This is a genomic window from Klebsiella sp. SYXHC3 (assembly GCF_057196925.1).
In genome coordinates, this window is record NZ_JBXUNG010000009.1 from 62,683 (window position 1) to 82,265 (window position 19,583).

The window sequence follows — 19,583 nt, forward strand, 5'->3', positions numbered from 1 at the left end:
CTTTGGCCGCCCGTTTAATTTTTAAGCCACATCCTGTTTCCTTTTGCGTTAATCTGAGTAGCGTATCATTTCGAGACATGACGCCTCAGATGTAAAAAAAGAAAACGCAGCAAACAGGGAACACATGGAAATATTCTTCACCATACTCATTATGACCCTTGTGGTCTCACTCTCCGGGGTGGTTACACGCGTACTGCCCTTTCAGGTTCCACTACCGTTAATGCAAATCGCCATCGGCGCGCTGTTAGCCTGGCCGACCTTTGGTTTGCACGTCGAGTTCGACCCTGAACTCTTCCTCGTTCTGTTTATTCCGCCGCTGCTATTTGCCGATGGCTGGAAAACGCCGACCCGCGAATTTATCGAGCACGGGCGGGAAATCTTCGGCCTGGCGCTGGCGCTGGTGGTGGTTACCGTGGTTGGTATCGGCTTCCTGATTTACTGGATTGTGCCGGGGATCCCGCTGGTTCCGGCGTTCGCCCTGGCGGCGGTGCTGTCGCCGACCGATGCCGTGGCGCTGTCCGGTATTGTTGGCGAAGGGCGGATACCGAAGAAAATCATGGGCATCCTGCAGGGCGAAGCGCTGATGAACGACGCCTCTGGCCTGGTGTCGTTAAAATTTGCCGTTGCCGTGGCGATGGGGACGATGGTGTTCACCATTGGCGGCGCAACCGTTGAGTTCCTGAAGGTGGCGATTGGCGGCATCCTGGCCGGTTTTGTGGTCAGCTGGTTGTATGGCCGCTCAATGCGTTTCCTCAGCCGCTGGGGCGGCGATGAACCGGCAACGCAAATTGTGCTGCTGTTCCTGCTGCCGTTCGCTTCCTACCTGATTGCCGAACATATCGGTTTCTCCGGAATCCTGGCGGCGGTGGCCGCGGGTATGACCATCACCCGTTCCGGGGTGATGCGTACCGCGCCGCTGGCTATGCGCCTGCGCGCCAACAGTACCTGGGCCATGCTGGAGTTCGTGTTTAACGGCATGGTGTTCCTGCTGTTGGGCCTGCAGCTGCCGGATATCCTGTCGAGCTCGCTGGTGGCGGCGGAAGCCGATCCGAACGTTGAAACCTGGATGCTGTTCACCGATATCGTGCTGATTTACGCCGCGCTGATGCTGGTGCGTTTCGGCTGGCTGTGGACGATGCGTAAGCTTAGCCAGCGCTTCCTGAAGAAGAAACCGATGGAGTTTGGCTCCTGGACCACCCGCGAGCTGCTGATCTCCTCCGTCGCCGGGGTGCGCGGGGCGATTACCCTCGCCGGTGTGCTATCGATTCCGCTACTGTTGCCGGACGGCAACGTCTTCCCGGCGCGTTACGAGCTTATTTTCCTTGCCGCCGGGGTGATTCTTTTCTCCCTGTTTGTCGGGGTGATCGCGTTGCCGATTCTGCTGCGGCGTATTGAGTCCACCGACCACGTACAGCAGCGCAAAGAAGAGCGTCTGGCGCGCGCCGCGACGGCGGATGTGGCGATTGTCGCGATTCAGAAAATGGAAGAACGCCTGGCGGCGGATACCAAAGAGAATATCGACAATCAGCTGCTGACCGAGGTGAGTTCGCGTGTCATCGGTAATTTGCGTCGCCGCGTAGATGGGCGTAACGATGTCGAAACCTCGATGCTGGAAGAGAGCCTTGAGCGCCGTTTCCGTCTGGCGGCGCTGCGTTCGGAACGTGGCGAGCTGTACCACCTGCGCGCGACGCGGCAAATCAGCAACGAGACGTTGCAGAAACTGCTGCACGATCTCGACCTGTTAGAAGCGCTGTTAATCGAAGATCAGTAACCTTAGCCCGGATAGCGTTACGCTTATCCGGGCTACTCGCGGTGCCGTTTTTGTCGGGTGGCGGCTAACGCCTTACCCGACCTTCGGTCCTACGGTCCGTGCGGCCTGCCTTTAATTTATTCACTATGCTGGCTGAAACTGCCGGTACCAATGGCCTCAAAATCCCCCGGTGGCGCTGCCGCTTACCGGGGCTACAGCACGATGCGATTTGGTAGCCCGGAGAAGGCGCGACGCGCCGCCTCCGGGAAAACTCCTTAAAAAGTTGCCAACCGATAACAGTATCGACAGTCTATATATAGCCCCGGTAAGCGTTAGCGCAACCGGGGAATTACTCCAGCCAGAACGTTTTACTGCACTCCAGCCACGCCTGGGCGCTGCGCGACATATACACCCCTTCCCGCCAGATCATCCCTAATTCCCAACGTAATTCGCTCTCCAGCGGGATCCAGTAAAAATCCTCGGCATCCAGCCGCTGGCAAATCGGCTCCGGCAAAATCGCCACGCCAATGCCTGCCTGCACCATCGCCGCCAGAAAATCCCACTGGCCGCTGCGCACGGCGATACGCGGCTTCACGTCATGCTCGGCAAACAGTCGCATCAGTTGCTGGCTGAGGGCGAAATCTTCGTTGTAGATAACCAACGGATGCTGCGCCAGCTTTTGCGGCGAGATCGAGGTGATACCCTGCCACGGCGCCGTCTTCGGAACGAGAACGCAGAGCGGATGGCTAAAGAGCGACAGCGTGGTCAGACCGCTGGCCTCATCGACCGGTAGCGCGGTCATCGCCAGATCGAGTTCGCCGTTGCTAACCGCCTGCTGCACCGTCAACCCGCCGAACTCGGAAATTTTCAGCTCCACGCCGGGATAACGCAGGCGAAAGCGGCTGATGGGCTCGGCCATCAACATGCCGACCATCGGCGGGATCCCCAGGCGCAGCACGCCTTTATTCAGATGGTTGATGTCGCTGAGCTCGGCTTTTAACTGGCTGAATTCGCCGAGGATAGCCTGGCCGCGTTCGAACACTACCCGGCCGGTATCGGTTAATAACAGCTTACGGCCATCACGGATAAGCAGGGTGCAATTGAGCTCATCTTCCAGATTTTTGAGCATCTTGCTGATGGTGGGCTGCGTGACGAAGAGCTTCTCCGCCGCGCGGGTAAAGCTTTGCTGGCGGACGACTTCGACAAAATACCGCAACGTACGTATATCCATGATTATTCCCTGAGACTATACCTGTGATGATTTTAATTCATTTCTGTCCGCAAGGGCGGCTCTCTATACTGCACCCCTGACTTATTTTTAGGGAATTCCGCTCATGGCCTTCGCGCCAGTACGTGTTGCGCCTTTCGTGATGCAACGTCTTCAGGTACCGGTTCAGGTACTGCTCTATGCCGGGTTGTTTGTCTGCGCTGAATATCTGGTTAATTGGCTACATCTCCCGCTTCCAGCCAATCTTGTCGGCATGTTGATGCTGCTGATGCTTATCGTCTGCCGGGTGATACCGCTAAACTGGGTGCGTGCAGGCGCGCGCTGGCTACTGGCGGAGATGCTGCTGTTTTTCGTCCCGGCGGTGGTTGCCGTCGTTAACTATGCGCAACTGCTGATGATAGACGGCTGGCGCATCTTCCTCGTCATCGGGCTAAGTACCACCATGGTACTGGGCGCCACGGCCTGGGTAGTGGATAAGGTCTATCGCTACGAAGTGAGCAGGTTGAAAGATGAGTGATTTTACCCTGAGCGTGTTGTGCCTGGCGGTCACCCTCGGGCTCTATTTCGCCAATAAACGCCTCTATCGCCGCTTCCACAAACTGCCGTTGATGCCGCTGGTGCTCACACCGGTACTGTTGGTGCTGATCCTCGTCTTTGGTCATATTTCCTACCAGAGCTATATGGGCGAGTCGCACTGGCTATTGTGGTTATTGGGGCCGGCCACCATCGCCTTCGCCGTACCGGTCTATGACAACATGGCGATTATTAAGCGTCACTGGATGTCGTTGACCGCCGGTGTCGTGACGGCTTCGGTGGTGGCGGTGACCACTTCCGTCTGGCTGGCGCGTCTGTTCACCCTGTCTGATGAAATTCAGCGTAGCCTGGCGGTACGCTCGGTGACCACGCCGTTTGCGCTGGCGGCAGCAAAACCGCTCGGCGGCCAGCCGGATCTGGTGGCGTTGTTTGTGGTGGTTACCGGAGTCTTTGGCATGGCGATTGGCGACGTGCTGTTCTTACGCCTGTCGATCAGCGCCGGAATGGCGAAAGGGGCAGGGTTCGGCGCGGCGTCGCACGGCGCCGGGACTGCCCGCTCCTACGAACTCGGCCAGCAGGAGGGTGTGGTCGCCAGCCTGGTAATGATGCTCTCCGGCGTGGTAATGGTTCTGGCGGCGCCGCTAGTACGCTGGGCAATATTTTAATATTCAGCAGTTTTACCTCAAAGTGCAGCAGGTAAGGCTGCTGATATTAGAATGATTTAAGAAACTACGTATATATAATACGTTTGGCTTAATTGATATTTAAAGTGTTTAGGCTTTATTCCGAATCCATCAAAATACATTAACTTTCTTTATGGCTGAAGGTGTATCTAATTGGTTGATGTTTATGGTTTTATATTGTGTGATGACAGATGATGAATCTCAGCTAATAAGTGATGTTAGCTCTTCTTATTGAAAAATATTTTCTGCACGATATTCTTTTTACGTGGGCTATTATTATTGAATGGATTCAATGAGTGACCACGTGATCAAATAAATTGCTCTTATCATTATTGGCATAGCAAATTTGTAATGCGAATATTGAATTCCATTCTCTAATAAACCTGCATGAAGCAATTGACGGATTGATTGTCATTTACAATGGATATGGGAATTCATATGAAAATTAGTAAGAAATATGCGTTAAGCGCGCTGGTAATTTCTGCCTCCTGCATGCTGTCGACTTTTACACAAGCTGCATCGAATACTATCACTTTCAACGGTACCGTTTCTGATACCACCTGTACCGCAACAATTGATGGTGGAGTGACATCTATCGAAATGGGTACCACTTCAGTGGCGGACTTGAAAGCGAATACCTTTGGTGCGGCGAAGAATTTTTCATTTTCACTCGCTAACTGTCCTGCTACTGAAGAAGGGGGCAACGCTGTCGCCCGCATCACCTTCGGTGGCGAGGCAGATGCTGCGAACAGTGATTACTTCAAAAACCAGGCCACGAGTTCTGCTGCTTCCGGCGTTGCGGTCGCCATTTTTGATAACGCGGGTAATCTGCTGAAAAATAACGAAGAAGGTGCCGATGTCGATATTTCATCCGGGGCAGCAACTATTCCCTTTACTGTGAAAATGGTCAAGTCAGGCGCTTCTGATCCTACGAAAGGTACGGTAAATACGACAGTGACCTATAACGTGACTTACTATTAATTTATTTTATACGGAGAAAGGGGAGCTGGGTGTAGATTCCCCTTTATTAGGGGTATATGAGAAATTGTTTATTCTTTATTAGCTTATTGCTAACTTTTTCGAATGCACAAGCGAGCGTGGTGGTGGGTGCGACTCGTGTGATATTTGATGGCGCCAAAGAGAGTACGGTGGTTGGTGTTGATAATAAAGATAATACTACTAATATTGTTCAGTCCTGGCTTTCTGTCGTTGATACGTCATCGCCAGTAAAAGACGCTTTTATTATTACACCACCGCTATTTCGATTAAATTCGGGAGAGAAAGGATTTGTCCGGATCGTGCGCTCAGGGAAACCATTGCCAACAGATCGCGAGTCTATGCTCTGGTTAAATGTTAAAGGCATACCCGCGATGGACAATGTGCCAGATAAAAATACGGTGCAGTTTGCCATTAACTCTAAAATTAAACTTATTTATCGTCCAAAAGAACTACAGGGCCAAATACCAGAAAACTATGCGGATAAATTACAATGGCGCCGCGATAGCAATTTTTATAGTGTTATAAATTATTCACCATTGTATATGAACTTCTCACAAATAAAGATTAGCGGTCAGAATATATCTGGAATATGGTTCGTTGCACCATTTTCTACGTTAAAGATACCGGCAAAAGCTGTTTTATCCTCTGCGGGAAGTAAAGAAATCACATGGAGCGTGATTAATGATTATGGCATGGCAGGGAAAAAATATTCCGCAATCATACAGTAGCATTGCTCTGTTTCAGACTCCAGGGTATATCGGAGTAGCATTTCTGCTATACGTTACTACCCTAAGTTCTGGCGCGCAAGCCGGAGAATACTTCAACCCTCATTTACTGGAAGTGACTGAAAGTAGTGCTACCGCTGTGGATTTATCCTGGTTATCTCAGGATGCGATTCCTCCCGGTAGTTATAATATGGATATTTATATTAATGATAAATATATATCTTCCGAGGTTGTTGAATTTAAAAAAAACACGGATAACCAGCAGATAAAGGTTCAACCCTGCATTGGCGTTGAGCTGTTAAGATCATGGTTGATTAATACCGAGCGTTATCCGCAGTTAGCGGATATGGCAACGCATTGTGCCCGTCTGTCTGTTATTCCTGGTCTTGAATACTCCGTATCGTTATCGCAGCAGCGCCTCGCACTTTCCGTGCCGCAGGCGGCTTTGCTTAATCGCCCTGGAGACTATGTTCCGGAAGAACAGTGGCAGCAAGGAATAAACGCGGGTTTGCTTAACTACAGTTTGTCGGGGCAATGGAATACACCGCGGCACGGCGGTAGCGCCACCGAAAGTCAGTTTGCGAGTTTGCAGCCTGGCATAAATCTGGGGCCGTGGCGTCTTCGCAACTATAGCACGTTTGATCATGGCGATGGCGGCAGCCACTGGCAATCGGTGTATAGCTATCTTGCTCGCGATATTCATACCTTGAGAAGCCAATTCGTTCTGGGTAATACGTATACCTCATCAGGTATATATGACAGTATGAATTTTACTGGTCTGCAACTAAGCTCTGATAAGGAAATGCTGCCGGACAGTCTGCATGGTTTCGCGCCAACGATTAAAGGTATCGCGCGTACTACCGCTGAGGTCACCGTTTATCAGAATGGTTACAGTATCTATAAAACAACGGTTGCCCCCGGGGCCTTCGAGATTAAGGATCTTTATTCAACGGGGAGCGCAGGCGATCTCAACGTTAATATTAAAGAGTCCGATGGTAGTGAGCAAAATTTTATCGTGCCTTATGCGTCGCTTGCCATTTTGCAGCGAGAGGGGCAGTTGGACTATGTCTTTAGTAGCGGAAAAACGCGCGCGACCAGTTCTGGCGATAAAGAATATAATTTTATCCAGTCGACAGCGGCATACGGCGTTTCAAGCAATATTACGTTATATGCTGGATTGCAACAGGCTGAAGATAAATATACTAATATATTAATGGGTTCTGGTTTTAACTTAGGCAGTATTGGCGCGTTGTCGTTTGACGCTTCTCAGTCATTGGCAGATATTAAACAAAACGAAACCCGTTCTACGTTATCGCAAAAAAAAGGACAATCCTTACGTCTGCGCTTTAGTAAGAGCTTTATACGGACGGGAACTAATTTTTCGGTTGCGGGTTATCGCTATTCTACTGCGGGATATTACTCCTTTCAGGATTTTATCGATAATGCCTCAAATGACCGCGATTGTTGTACCTTAAATGGTCGGAAAAAAGGGCGCTTTGATGCCTCAATATCGCAATCACTATTTGGACACGGTTCTCTGTCGCTGTCTTTAGTCAATGAAACCTACTGGGATAGTTCGCGAATGGAGTCTCTGGGTATTGGCTATAGCGGGTCTGTGGGAAAAGTCTCGTATTTTATTAATTACTCATATAACCGAAACGTGCAAAGTAGCGAAAATAGTACCGAGACTAAACCTGACAGCGATACCCTTGTGTCTTTAACGCTGTCTCTGCCGCTCGGCGAGAGTCTCTCATCTAACTACAGCATGAGCTCTGGCCGTACCAGCGACACTACCCACAGCGTAGGACTGAACGGTATGATGCTGGCGGATCGATCGCTTAACTGGAATATTCAGCAAGGTTATAACGCCAGTAATAAAAGCACTTCCGGAAATATTGGCGTGGATTATCAGAGTTCCAGAGGGGATATTTCCGGCGGTTACGGCTATGACCATTATAGCAACCATTATAACTATTCATTACGCGGGGGCATGATCGCCCACGCCGGTGGACTCACGCTTTCCCGATTCCTCGGCGAGAGTTCCGCCCTGATTGCCACGCCCGGTGTGGGTGATGTGGCGGTACGCGGACAAACCAATGTCACTACCGATTCCACAGGTTACGCAATCGTGCCATATATTCGGCCGTACCATATTAATAACCTGTCATTGGATGAACAGCAGATTGCAGGTGCGGAGATCGATAATGTGGTGAAAAACGTGGTACCGACGCGCAACGCGATAGTGAGAGTGCAATACGATACTTATATTGGAGCGAAAGCGATAGTCACTTTAAAGACGCGGACCGGCGTCGCGCCGTTCGGCGCCATTGTGACTTTAGAAAAACAGCCGCAACGGCGCCAGGATATTCGCAGCAATATTGTTGGTGATGACGGGCAGGTTTATATGACAGGGCTTCAGCAAAAAGGAACCATGCTGGTGAAATGGGGTGAGGGAGACAATGAACAATGCCGCGCAAACTATGATTTGACGGGTAGAGAAAAAAGCCAGGAGATTATTTTTTATCAAACACTGTGTCATTAATTTATGCAATTGCTCAAAGCAATGGGGTTTTATAATGGGTGATGTTAAAAATATTGGCGGTATCTTGATCTGTTTATTAGGTTATTTAATTTGTGGGTTGTTTGTTATTTCGCCACCAGTTTTCGCCTATGAGGATTCAAGTACGCTCAATTTTAATGTTTCCGGAAACATTGAGGAGCCATCCTGTAACGTTGAAATAAAACCCTCTACCACCATTGATCTAGGCACGGTGTCGTATCAAACGCTTACCGGTAAAGCGGGTTCTAGTGGGGAAAGCACGCCGGTTAAGCTTGAGTTTAGTAACTGCTCCGCGGGAATCTCTACGGTCACCTTATCCTTCAGTGGCTCCTATTTTGATGATGCCCATGCTTCAATTTATAAAAACTATCAAACCGGTAGTGATGGGGCCAGCGGTGTCGGAATGCAACTGCTAAGCCAGGCGGATAACCAGCCATTAGGGCCGAACGATCGGTATGTTTATACGTTTGATGATAGTGCTGGCGCTCATACATTTAACATGATCGCCAGAATGTATTCACCCTACGGAAAAATTAGTGCTGGCATTGTGGGATTTACCGCGACCTTTGATGTCACCTATAAATAACTATTACATGCAGGAGGATGCATGAAAAAATTTATCTGGCTAGCTCTGTTCCTGTTTACTGAGTTTAGCTGGGGGTGTGGCGGGGAAAATTACGGTGATATATCCATGACTAATTTACCTGAGAAGATTTTAGTTAGTGCCGGGAATTACTCAGCCGGAACAGTATTATATGACTCAGGAAAAATAACTCATTCGTCAACCGCTCTAACTAATTGTAAAGGAGATATCTACGCTCTCTTTCAGTGGGCCTCAAATAATGCAGGTAGTTTACTCGGTGATAATATCTATACCACCTCGTTACAAGGCGTTGGATTGAGAGTCAAAGTCTGGCTAAACATTACCGGGGAATATGACGGCGATAGTGGTGATTTCAGTAGTGACTATCAGACGCATTTTATTGGTGATGCTAATTACTATCTTGGTAAACCTTCCGGGGTACTGGATTATTATGCTTCAACCAGTTATTCACCCGCTTATCAGCTGCAGTTAGTGGCGACAGGCGGTCCAATAGCGACAAATAGTAAACTGTCTTTGACCGATCCGATCGCTACGGTTTCTGCGAAAGATAGCACAGGCACTATCGTGATTTCGCAACTGCATATTAGCGGCACCACCACGATTCAACTGACCCCGATGGGCTGTGTAACCAATAGCTCGGGGCTGAACTTCGAGATGGGTACGGTCAGCGCCTCGGCGTTTAATACCGCGACGAAAGTGGGCTCAGCTCGGCAGTCGGTCACGCTCTCCTGCGAACCCGGGACTAACGTATCGATGCGGGTGACGGCGGCACAAGCGGGCGGTGATAATCCGGATAACACGGTGATGGCGCTGACGGCAGATAGCAATGTCGCCACCGGCGTTGGCGTCCAGCTCAATCTGAATGACGAGGCGCTACCGTTGAATACGGATATCAGTTTGTATTCTTCAAGCCGCACGACGGTGACCAATAGCGACGCGGATGCCGGTTATACCGTCTTTACTCATCCTGATAGCCCCGGCGGTGCTACCGCTATGCAGACATTATCGTTTTCCGCCAACTATTATAAGACGGGGGCTGAGGTGACGGCGGGGCCGGCAAATGCGAGCGGGGTGATAACCTTTACCTATAACTAAAACACAGCCCCTTCCTCAAGGCGAGGAAGAGGCTGATATGCTTAGTGCGCCTGTCCGCGTTCGATACCGATACCGGTTTGCGAACGGATGAACTGAGCGCGGAACTGCTCGCGCTCGCGCATCCCTTCGGCGGAGTTATCGGTAATCGAGAACAGCCAGATGCCGATGAACGCGATGGCGATGGAGAACAGCGCCGGGTATTCATACGGGAAGACCGCTTTCTCGTGTCCGAGGATCTGCACCCAAATGGTTGGGCCGAGGATCATTAAAATCACCGCGGTCAGCAGGCCGAGCCAGCCACCGATCATCGCGCCGCGGGTGGTCAGCTTCGACCAGTACATCGACAGCAGGATAATCGGGAAGTTACAGCTGGCGGCGATAGAGAACGCCAGGCCGACCATGAAGGCGATATTCTGGTTTTCGAACAAAATACCCAGCAGAATCGCCACCACGCCCAGGATCAGCACGGTAATTTTCGACACTTTCAGTTCTTCACGTTCGGTTGCCCCTTTCTTAAAGACGTTGGCATACAGGTCATGAGAGACCGCCGATGCTCCCGCCAGCGTCAGCCCGGCGACCACTGCCAGTATCGTGGCGAAAGCCACCGCCGAGATAAAACCAAGGAACAGATTACCGCCGACGGCATCCGCCAGATGCACCGCCGCCATATTATTGCCGCCGATAAGCTGTCCAGCGGCGTCTTTAAACGCCGGATTCGCTCCCACCAGCATGATGGCGCCAAAGCCGATGATAAAGGTAAGAATATAAAAGTAGCCCATGAAACCGGTGGCGTAGAACACGCTCTTACGCGCTTCTTTGGCGTCGCTCACGGTGAAGAAACGCATCAGAATATGCGGCAGACCCGCGGTACCGAACATCAAGCCAAGACCCAGCGACAGCGCCGATATCGGGTCTTTCACCAGCCCGCCGGGGCTCATGATTGCCGCCCCTTTCGGGTGCACCGCCATCGCTTCGGCGAACAGATTATTGAAGCTGAAGCCGACGTGCTTCATCACCATAAAGGCCATAAAGCTGGCGCCGAACAGCAGCAGGACCGCTTTGATAATCTGTACCCAGGTGGTGGCGAGCATGCCGCCGAACAGCACGTACAACACCATCAGCACGCCGACCAGCACCACCGCCACGTGATAGTTGAGGCCGAACAGCAACTGGATGAGCTTACCGGCGCCAACCATCTGCGCAATCAGATACAGCGCCACCACCACCAGCGAACCGCAGGCGGAGAGGGTGCGGATCGGCCCCTGCTTCAGGCGGTAAGACGCTACGTCGGCAAAGGTGTAACGGCCGAGGTTACGCAGGCGTTCGGCGATCAGAAACAGAATAATCGGCCAGCCGACAAGGAAGCCGAGCGAATAGATCAGTCCATCGTAGCCGGAGGTGTAGACCAGCGCCGAAATGCCGAGGAACGAGGCCGCGGACATAAAGTCGCCGGAAATCGCCAGCCCGTTCTGGAAGCCGGTAATATTGCCGCCAGCGGTGTAGTAATCGCTGCGCGAACGGACGCGTTTTGACGCCCAGTAAGTGATGTACAGCGTCAGGGCGACGAAAATCACGAACATGATAATCGCCTGCCAGTTGGTCGGCTGACGCTGCACCGCGCCGGTAATGGCATCGGCGGCGTTAGCGGCGAAAGGGAGCGTGGCGGCAAGCGCCGTCAGGACTTTTTTCATGATGCTTGCACCTCGCTGATCACGCTTTTGGTCAACTTGTCGTATTCGCCGTTTGCCCGCCAGACGTAAATCCCGGTCAGGACGAAGGACACAATAATGACGCCGATACCAATAGGGATGCCGCGGGTCACGCTGGTGCCTTCATGCAGAGGCGTCCCCAGCCAGCCGGGCGCGAAGGCGATAAGCAAAATAAAGCCTACGTAAATGACCAACATAATAACTGACAGAATGGCGGCAAACCGTTGCCGTGATGCAACTAACTCCCTGAAATGCGCACTATTTTCTATCCGCTGACAAATTTGTTCATTCATCTTCGCGTCTCCAGAGGTAACCCTTATGTCATCCATCGGCTATCCGTCGGCAACAGTGACTCGCCCGACGCTATTGCGTCGAGTCGTCGCTGATTTACCGCTTTCCTGCTGAATAGAATCCTTGGGGGGAGTTTATGTTTTTAACCTCTCCCTCCTAAGAGGGAGAGGGGGTAGGGAATAGGTTAAGGTTATGACGGCATCGCAATGGCCTGCTTCTCTTCGAGCAGTTTGTCCACTACGCCCGGATCGGCCAGCGTCGAGGTATCCCCGAGATTACTGGTATCGCCAGCGGCAATCTTACGCAGAATACGGCGCATGATTTTGCCGGAGCGGGTTTTCGGCAACGAGTCAGTCCAGTGCAGTACATCCGGCGTCGCCAGCGGGCCAATCTCTTTGCGTACCCAGTTACGTACTTCGGCATACAGCTCCGGCGTCGGCTCTTCGCCGTGATTCAGCGTCACGTAAGCGTAGATGGCCTGGCCTTTGATGTTATGCGGAATACCGACCACCGCCGCTTCGGCGATTTTCGGATGCGAGACCAGCGCGGATTCAATTTCCGCGGTGCCCAGACGGTGGCCGGAGACGTTCAGTACGTCATCGACGCGACCGGTGATCCAGTAGTAACCATCTTCGTCGCGACGTGCGCCGTCGCCGCTAAAGTACATATTTTTAAAGGTTGAGAAGTAAGTCTGCTCGAAGCGTTCATGATCGCCAAACAGGGTACGCGCCTGGCCAGGCCAGGAGTCGGCGATCGCCAGGTTGCCCTCGGTCGCGCCTTCCAGCGGCGTCCCTTCGTTGTCCACCAGTACCGGCTGGACGCCGAAGAATGGACGCGTGGCGGAACCGGCCTTCAGTTCGGTGGCGCCCGGCAGCGGGGTGATCATGAAGCCGCCGGTTTCAGTCTGCCACCAGGTGTCCATCACCGGGCATTTTTCGTTGCCGATCTTCTTCCAGTACCACTCCCAGGCTTCCGGGTTAATCGGCTCGCCGACCGAGCCGAGGATGCGCAGTGAGGAACGATCGGTACCTTCGATAGCTTTGTCGCCCTCCGCCATCAGCGCGCGGATCGCCGTCGGCGCGGTGTACAGAATATTGACCTGATGTTTATCCACTACCTGGCACATGCGCGCCGGGGTCGGCCAGTTTGGCACGCCTTCAAACATCAGCGTGGTGGCGCCGCAGGCCAGCGGGCCGTACAGCAGGTAGCTGTGACCGGTGACCCAGCCCACATCGGCGGTGCACCAGTAGATATCGCCCGGATGATAATCAAAGACGTATTTGAAGGTAGTCGCCGCATACACCAGGTAGCCGCCGGTAGTGTGCAGCACGCCTTTCGGCTTGCCGGTCGAGCCGGAGGTATAGAGGATGAACAGCGGGTCTTCGGCGTTCATTTCCACCGCTTCATGTTGGTCATCCGCTTTTTCAATCAGATCGCTCCACCACAGGTCGCGACCTTCCTGCCAGTCGATTTTGCCGCCGGTGCGTTTGAGGACCACCACATGCTCGATGCTGGTGACGTGCGGATTTTTCAGCGCATCGTCGACGTTTTTCTTCAGCGGGATGGCGCGACCGGCGCGTAACCCCTCGTCAGAGGTGATCACCAGGCGAGCGCTGGAGTCGATAATGCGTCCGGCAACCGCTTCCGGCGAAAAGCCGCCGAAGATAACCGAATGGATAGCGCCGATGCGCGCGCAGGCCAGCATGGCCACGGCGGCTTCCGGCACCATCGGCATATAGATTGCAACGACATCGCCTTTTTTAATGCCCAGATCGAGCAATACGTTGGCAAAACGGCAAACATCGCGATGAAGCTGGCGATAAGTGATATTTTTGCTCTGGCTGGCGTCGTCGCCTTCCCAGATGATAGCGGTCTGGTCGCCGCGCTCGTGCAGATGACGGTCGAGACAGTTGGCCGCGAGGTTCAGGGTGCCATCTTCATACCATTTGATGGAGATGTTTCCCGGCGCGAAAGAGGTATTTTTCACCTGTGTGTAAGGTTTGATCCAATCGAGGATTTTACCCTGCTCGCCCCAGAAGGCATCGGGGTTGGTGATGGATTGTTGGTAGTTCACCTGGTACTGTTGCGGATTCATCAGGCAATGTTCCGCAATCTCTGCGGGAATAGGGTGTTTATGTATTTGGCTCATGGCTTTTTTTCTCCTTTAACTTGTTAAATATATGTCAAATAACCGTTAAGAATAGGGGCTTTATGAGCTTTGTTTACTATTTGGGGGGCAGATCACGCATTGATTAAACTGAATGAAATTCAACCAAATGAAACTTTGAAGTGAAATAATTCATTTGCTGTATTTATAGAAACTGAATGTGTTAAATATTTTTTATAACAAATACTTATGCAATGTAATGCGCTGAAATGAGCGGATTTATGCAGAAAACCAGAGGAAAGCGCTGTTCTTAAAGGCTTGCGCAGCATGCCGTGCAAATGATACTGATATTGCGCGTTAAATAACCCCATAAAGCAACGCAACACAATTCATACCCCTTTCAGTGGGTGCCATTACCTCCCGGAATGGCGCCTTTCATTGAGGAAGTCAGTAGTGATGAAAAAAACAAAAGTCAGCCTGGCCTGGCAGATTTTGCTAGCCCTGGTGCTTGGCATACTTCTGGGCAGCTACCTGCATTACCACGCCGAAAGCCGTGATTGGTTAATCTCTAACCTCCTGACCCCGGCAGGCGATATCTTTATCCACCTGATCAAAATGATTGTCGTCCCGATTGTCATCTCGACGCTGGTGGTGGGCATTGCGGGTGTAGGCGACGCCAAGCAACTGGGCCGCATCGGCGCTAAGACCATCATCTATTTTGAAGTGATCACCACGGTGGCGATTGTGCTGGGGATCACCCTGGCGAACGTCTTCCAACCGGGCAGCGGCATTGATATGTCGCAGCTGGCGGCGGTCGATATCTCGAAATATCAGAACACCACCGCAGAGGTGCAGAGCCACGCTCATGGCCTGATGGGGACTATCCTGTCGCTGGTGCCGACCAATATCGTCGCCTCGATGGCGAAAGGCGATATGCTGCCGATTATCTTCTTCTCGGTGCTGTTCGGTCTGGGCCTCTCTTCATTGCCGGCGACCCATCGCGAACCGCTGGTCACCGTTTTCCGTTCTATCTCTGAAACCATGTTCAAAGTGACGCACATGGTAATGCGCTATGCGCCGGTCGGGGTCTTTGCCCTGATCTCGGTGACCGTCGCCACCTTCGGCTTCGCTTCGCTGTGGCCGCTGGCTAAGCTGGTTATCCTGGTTTACTTCGCGATTCTGTTCTTCGCGCTGGTGGTGCTGGGTATCGTGGCGCGGGTATGTGGGCTGAGCATCTGGATCCTGATTCGTATCCTTAAAGATGAGCTGATTCTGGCTTATTCCACGGCGAGCTCCGAGAGCGTGCTGCCGCGTATCATTGAGAAAATGGAAGCCTACGGCGCGCCGGCCTCAATCACCAGCTTCGTGGTGCCGACCGGCTACTCCTTTAACCTCGATGGTTCGACGCTATATCAGAGCATCGCGGCGATCTTCATCGCCCAACTGTACGGTATCGACCTCTCCCTGTGGCAGGAAATCACTCTCGTGCTGACGCTGATGGTGACCTCGAAAGGCATCGCGGGTGTACCGGGCGTCTCCTTCGTGGTGCTGCTGGCGACCCTGGGTAGCGTGGGGATCCCGCTGGAAGGGCTGGCGTTTATTGCCGGCGTCGACCGTATCCTCGATATGGCGCGTACCGCGCTGAACGTGGTCGGCAACGCGCTGGCGGTGCTGGTTATCGCCAAGTGGGAACATAAGTTTGATCGCAAGAAAGCGCTGGCGTATGAACGCGAAGTGCTGGGCAAGTTTGATAAAACCGCCCAATAAGATGTCAGAGCCCGGCCATTCGCGCCGGGCTTTTTTTAGCCTTTGGTTATCCTGTCGAACTCTTCACATCCGGTATCAAACCCCTCCTGACAGCTGACGTTAAGCCAGTGCAGCGCTTTTTGCGGGTTTGGTTCGATAAAACCTTTCTCTCCCTGCTGGAACATCATCCCTGCCCAGTATTCGGCATAGCCGGTGCGTGAAAGCGCCGAGCTGCCTTTGAAGTATTGCGCGGCCTTGAGGTCATCTTCCGGCGGCAGCACGCCGCTGGCGTAGATAAGCCCCAGCAGCATCTGCGCATCGACGGCTGAGTCGCTCTCTTCATCTTTGGCCGCATCCTGCAGCAGCCTGATGGCGTGCGCATAATCGGTTGGGCCAGCCTGCTGATTGACCAGCACGCGGGCGAGGATAATCTCGCCAGCCTTGCTGCCGGCCTGCACGGATTTTTCCGCTAGCTGTCGGGCCTGTTGATAGTCGGCCTGCTGCGGGTTACGGATTTTAAGCTGAGCCAGCAGCGCCATCGCGTCGCCATCGCCCTGCGCCGCCGCTTTCTGCGCCCAGTATTCAGCCTGTTGATAGTTGCCGGAGCTAACCCAGGTGTCCGCCAGATAAAACTGCGCGCGTGGGTCGCCAGCTTCGGCCTGCTGTTGGTATTGGCTGCCCGGATCCGCAGCGTCTGCGGCGAAGCTTGCCAGCGCCAGCAGTAAATAGAGGTATTTCATTTTTTTATTATCAGTAAGGGAGACCCCCGCAGTATAAAGGGCGGCGGAAAAGAAGAAAATGGCGGGAATTAGCGGGGTGAATACCCGGATAGCGGCGCATAGCGCCTTATCCGGGCTACGGTTCGGTATTCGGTTGGTAGCCTCGGTAAGCGTAAGCGCCACCGGGGAAGGGTTCCCGGATAGCGGCGCATAGCGCCTTATCCGGGCTACGGTTCGGTATTCGGTTGGTAGCCCCGGTAAGCGTAAGCGCCACCGGGGAGGTTCCCGGATAGCGGAGCATAGCTCCTTATCCGGGCTACGGTTCGGTAGTCGGTTGGTAGCCCCGGTAAGCGTAAGCGCCACCGGGGAGGGTTCCCGGATGGCGGCGCATGGCGCCTTATCCGGGCTACGGTTCGGTAGTCGGTTGGTAGCCCCGGTAAGCGTAAGCGCCACCGGGGGAGGATTCCCGGATAGCGGCGCATAGCGCCTTATCCGGGCTACGATTCGGTATTCGGTTGGTAGCCCCGGTAAGCGTAAGCGCCACCGGGGAAGGATCCCGGATATCGGATAAGGCCGCCGAACCTTAACCCATCGCGCTTTCGCGCAGGCGGGCTTTCAGCTTGTTGTACTCCTCGATCACGTACTGTTCCGCCGCGCGCTGATCGGCAATCCGCTCAACGTTAACTGCGCAGTACTTGTACTCCGGCGTTTTGGTTATCGGGCTCAGGTTCTCCGACACCAGCTCGTTACAGGCGCCGATCCACCACTGGTAGGTCATGTACACCGCGCCTTTATTCGGTCGATCGCTGACCTGCGCGCGGGTGATGATGCGGCCCTTACGCGAATTGACCCACACCAGCGCTTCATCTTCGATGCCTAACCGTTCGGCGTCGGCGGTGTTGATTTGCGCATAGCCTGGTTCATCCGCCAGCGCTGCCAGCGCTGCGCAGTTGCCGGTCATCGAACGGCAGGAGTAGTGGCCGACCTCGCGCACCGTTGAGAGCACCATCGGATACTCGTCGGTGAGCTTATCGATCGGCGCGACCCAGTCGCAGGTGAAGAACTGCGCCAGCCCGTTCGGAGTATCGAACTTCTCTTTAAACAGATACGACGTCCCCTGGTCGGCGTCGGACTCATCGCGGCATGGCCACATGACATAGCCGAACTCGCCCATTTTCTCATAGGTGGCGCCGTAGAAGTCCGGGCACAGATGCCGCAACTCATCCCAGATCTCCTGGGTGTTGTTGTAGTGCATCGGATAGCCCATCCGGGTGGCGATTTCGCTGATAATCTGCCAGTCGGTTTTCAGGTCCCACTTCGGCTCCACCGCTTTAAAGAAACGCTGGAAGCCGCGGTCCGCTGCGGTATACACGCCTTCGTGCTCGCCCCACGAGGTGGACGGCAGGATGACGTCGGCCGCGGCGGCGGTTTTGGTCATGAAAATATCCTGGACGATAACCAGTTCCAGCTGTTCAAACGCCTTGCGCACCGCGGAAAGCTCGGCATCGGTCTGCAGCGGATCCTCGCCCATAATGTAGGCGGCGCGGACTTCACCGTGTTCGGTGCGGTGCGGCAGCTCGCTGATGCGATAACCGGTATGTTCCGGCAGGCTGTCGACGCCCCAGGCTCTGGCAAACTTCTCGCGGTTTTCCGGGAACTTAACGTACTGGTAGCCCGGATAGGTATCCGGCAGTGCGCCCATGTCGCAGGCGCCCTGGACGTTGTTCTGCCCGCGCACCGGGTTGACGCCGACGCTCGGCTTGCCGAGGTTGCCGGTAAGGATCGCGAGGCTGGTCAGCGAGCGCACGGTCTCCACGCCCTGGTAGAACTGGGTGACGCCCATGCCCCACAGGATGGCGGCGGATTTGGCGCTGGCGTACATCCGGGCGCAGGCGCGGATCTCCTGAGCGCTGACGCCGGTTATCTCTTCCACCGACTCCGGCGTATAACCTTCGACGATTTTGCGATACTCCTCGAAGCCTTCGGAACGGCTGGCGACGAAGGATTTATCGTACAGATCCTCTTCAATAATGACGTGGCCAATGGCGTTGAGCAGCGCGATATTCGAGCCGTTCTTCAGTGCAATGTGCATGTCGGCGATGCGCGCGGTCTCAATTTTGCGCGGGTCGCAGACGATGATTTTCGCCCCGTTGCGTTTGGCGTTAATGACGTGATTCGCCACGATAGGGTGGGAATCCGCCGGGTTGTAACCGAAGATAAACACCAGGTCGGTGTTATCAATCTCCGTGATGGCGTTACTCATGGCGCCGTTACCGACCGACTGGTGCAGACCTGCAACCGAAGGGCCGTGTCAGACGCGAGCGCAGCAGTCGACGTTATTGGTGCCAATAACGGCGCGCGCGAATTTTTGCATCACGTAGTTGGTTTCATTACCGGTCCCGCGGGAGGAGCCGGTGGTCTGGATCGCGTCCGGGCCATATTTTTCTTTAATGGCGCCAAGGCGGGTGGCGACGTAATCGAGCGCCTCATCCCAGGAGACGGCTTCCAGTTTGCCGCCACGCTGGCGACGGATCATGGGGGTTTTGAGACGCGGGGTCAGGATCTGGGTATCGTTAATGAAGTCCCAGCCATAATAGCCTTTCAGACACAGGGTTCCCTGATTGGTTTTCCCCTGCGCCGCCTCAGCCCGGACGATTTTGCCGTTATCGACCACCAGGTTGATTTTGCAACCTGATGCGCAATACGGGCAAACCGTGACGACTTTTTTCATCGGTTTTGCTCCAGTTAATCAATTAGCGCTGACGCGCAATCGACCGTCACTATGCATCTTCTATGCCATGTTTTCATTGTGGGTATTAACGGATAGTACGCG

At 53.5% G+C, this 19,583-nt stretch carries 15 protein-coding genes; 9 read left to right on the forward strand and 6 right to left on the reverse strand.

Annotated features, from left to right (window positions below):
* Positions 1-124 precede the first annotated feature (124 nt).
* Positions 125-1,771: a Na+/H+ antiporter gene (locus tag AC2CGP_RS19515; RefSeq protein WP_015368729.1), complete on the forward strand. Its 1,647-nt coding sequence runs from the start codon at positions 125-127 to the stop codon at positions 1,769-1,771.
* A gap of 328 nt (positions 1,772-2,099) precedes the next feature.
* Here the strand turns inward: AC2CGP_RS19515 and AC2CGP_RS19520 are convergent, their stop codons facing one another.
* Positions 2,100-2,981, reverse strand: a complete 882-nt coding sequence (locus AC2CGP_RS19520; RefSeq protein WP_126034140.1) for a LysR family transcriptional regulator — start codon at positions 2,979-2,981, stop codon at positions 2,100-2,102.
* 103 nt (positions 2,982-3,084) lie between these two features.
* On the opposite strand from AC2CGP_RS19520, the gene AC2CGP_RS19525 reads away from it, so the two are divergent.
* The 7 genes from AC2CGP_RS19525 to AC2CGP_RS19555 all read left to right on the forward strand — a co-directional run bounded on the left by AC2CGP_RS19525 (position 3,085) and on the right by AC2CGP_RS19555 (position 10,178).
* Positions 3,085-3,495, forward strand: a complete 411-nt coding sequence (locus AC2CGP_RS19525; protein WP_126034141.1) for a CidA/LrgA family protein — start codon at positions 3,085-3,087, stop codon at positions 3,493-3,495.
* Positions 3,488-4,177 carry an LrgB family protein gene (locus AC2CGP_RS19530; protein WP_015704061.1) on the forward strand — a complete coding sequence of 230 codons (690 nt, stop codon included), beginning with the start codon at positions 3,488-3,490 and terminating at the stop codon, positions 4,175-4,177. The genes AC2CGP_RS19525 and AC2CGP_RS19530 overlap by 8 nt, the downstream gene beginning before the upstream one ends.
* A gap of 438 nt (positions 4,178-4,615) precedes the next feature.
* On the forward strand, positions 4,616-5,176 hold the full coding sequence (locus AC2CGP_RS19535) for a fimbrial protein (RefSeq protein WP_162872049.1): 561 nt from the start codon (positions 4,616-4,618) through the stop codon (positions 5,174-5,176).
* Positions 5,177-5,232: 56 nt separating this feature from the next.
* The gene (locus tag AC2CGP_RS19540) at positions 5,233-5,922 is read left to right on the forward strand and encodes a fimbrial assembly chaperone (protein ID WP_045412667.1); all 690 of its coding nucleotides are present in this window, start codon (positions 5,233-5,235) and stop codon (positions 5,920-5,922) included.
* The gene (locus AC2CGP_RS19545) at positions 5,876-8,461 is read left to right on the forward strand and encodes a fimbria/pilus outer membrane usher protein (RefSeq protein ID WP_427169345.1); all 2,586 of its coding nucleotides are present in this window, start codon (positions 5,876-5,878) and stop codon (positions 8,459-8,461) included. Before AC2CGP_RS19540 ends, AC2CGP_RS19545 begins: the two co-directional genes overlap by 47 nt.
* 34 nt (positions 8,462-8,495) lie before the next feature.
* Positions 8,496-9,065: a fimbrial protein gene (locus AC2CGP_RS19550; protein WP_015368722.1), complete on the forward strand. Its 570-nt coding sequence runs from the start codon at positions 8,496-8,498 to the stop codon at positions 9,063-9,065.
* A 21-nt stretch (positions 9,066-9,086) separates the two neighbouring features.
* A complete protein-coding gene (locus AC2CGP_RS19555; RefSeq protein ID WP_045367780.1) occupies positions 9,087-10,178 on the forward strand; it encodes a type 1 fimbrial protein in 1,092 nt (363 codons plus the stop codon).
* A gap of 41 nt (positions 10,179-10,219) precedes the next feature.
* Here AC2CGP_RS19555 and actP read toward each other — a convergent pair whose 3' ends face one another.
* The 3 genes from actP to acs all read right to left on the reverse strand — a co-directional run bounded on the left by actP (position 10,220) and on the right by acs (position 14,327).
* Positions 10,220-11,869, reverse strand: a complete 1,650-nt coding sequence (gene actP / locus AC2CGP_RS19560) for a cation/acetate symporter ActP (RefSeq protein ID WP_015704067.1) — start codon at positions 11,867-11,869, stop codon at positions 10,220-10,222.
* Positions 11,866-12,180, reverse strand: coding sequence for a DUF485 domain-containing protein (locus tag AC2CGP_RS19565; protein ID WP_015704068.1), 315 nt, complete (start codon positions 12,178-12,180; stop codon positions 11,866-11,868). Before AC2CGP_RS19565 ends, actP begins: the two co-directional genes overlap by 4 nt.
* Before the next feature lie 188 nt (positions 12,181-12,368).
* A complete protein-coding gene (gene acs, locus AC2CGP_RS19570) occupies positions 12,369-14,327 on the reverse strand; it encodes an acetate--CoA ligase (RefSeq protein ID WP_015704069.1) in 1,959 nt (652 codons plus the stop codon).
* 414 nt (positions 14,328-14,741) lie between these two features.
* On the opposite strand from acs, the gene gltP reads away from it, so the two are divergent.
* Complete coding sequence (gene gltP / locus AC2CGP_RS19575; protein WP_015368716.1) at positions 14,742-16,052, forward strand: glutamate/aspartate:proton symporter GltP; 1,311 nt, start codon at positions 14,742-14,744, stop codon at positions 16,050-16,052.
* 35 nt (positions 16,053-16,087) lie between these two features.
* Here gltP and AC2CGP_RS19580 read toward each other — a convergent pair whose 3' ends face one another.
* Together AC2CGP_RS19580 and fdhF are read right to left on the reverse strand one after the other, a co-directional pair.
* Positions 16,088-16,771, reverse strand: a complete 684-nt coding sequence (locus tag AC2CGP_RS19580) for a tetratricopeptide repeat protein (protein ID WP_047080200.1) — start codon at positions 16,769-16,771, stop codon at positions 16,088-16,090.
* 562 nt (positions 16,772-17,333) lie between these two features.
* Positions 17,334-19,481, reverse strand: a complete 2,148-nt coding sequence (gene fdhF / locus AC2CGP_RS19585; RefSeq protein WP_125992629.1) for a formate dehydrogenase subunit alpha — start codon at positions 19,479-19,481, stop codon at positions 17,334-17,336.
* Positions 19,482-19,583: the final 102 nt, after the last annotated feature.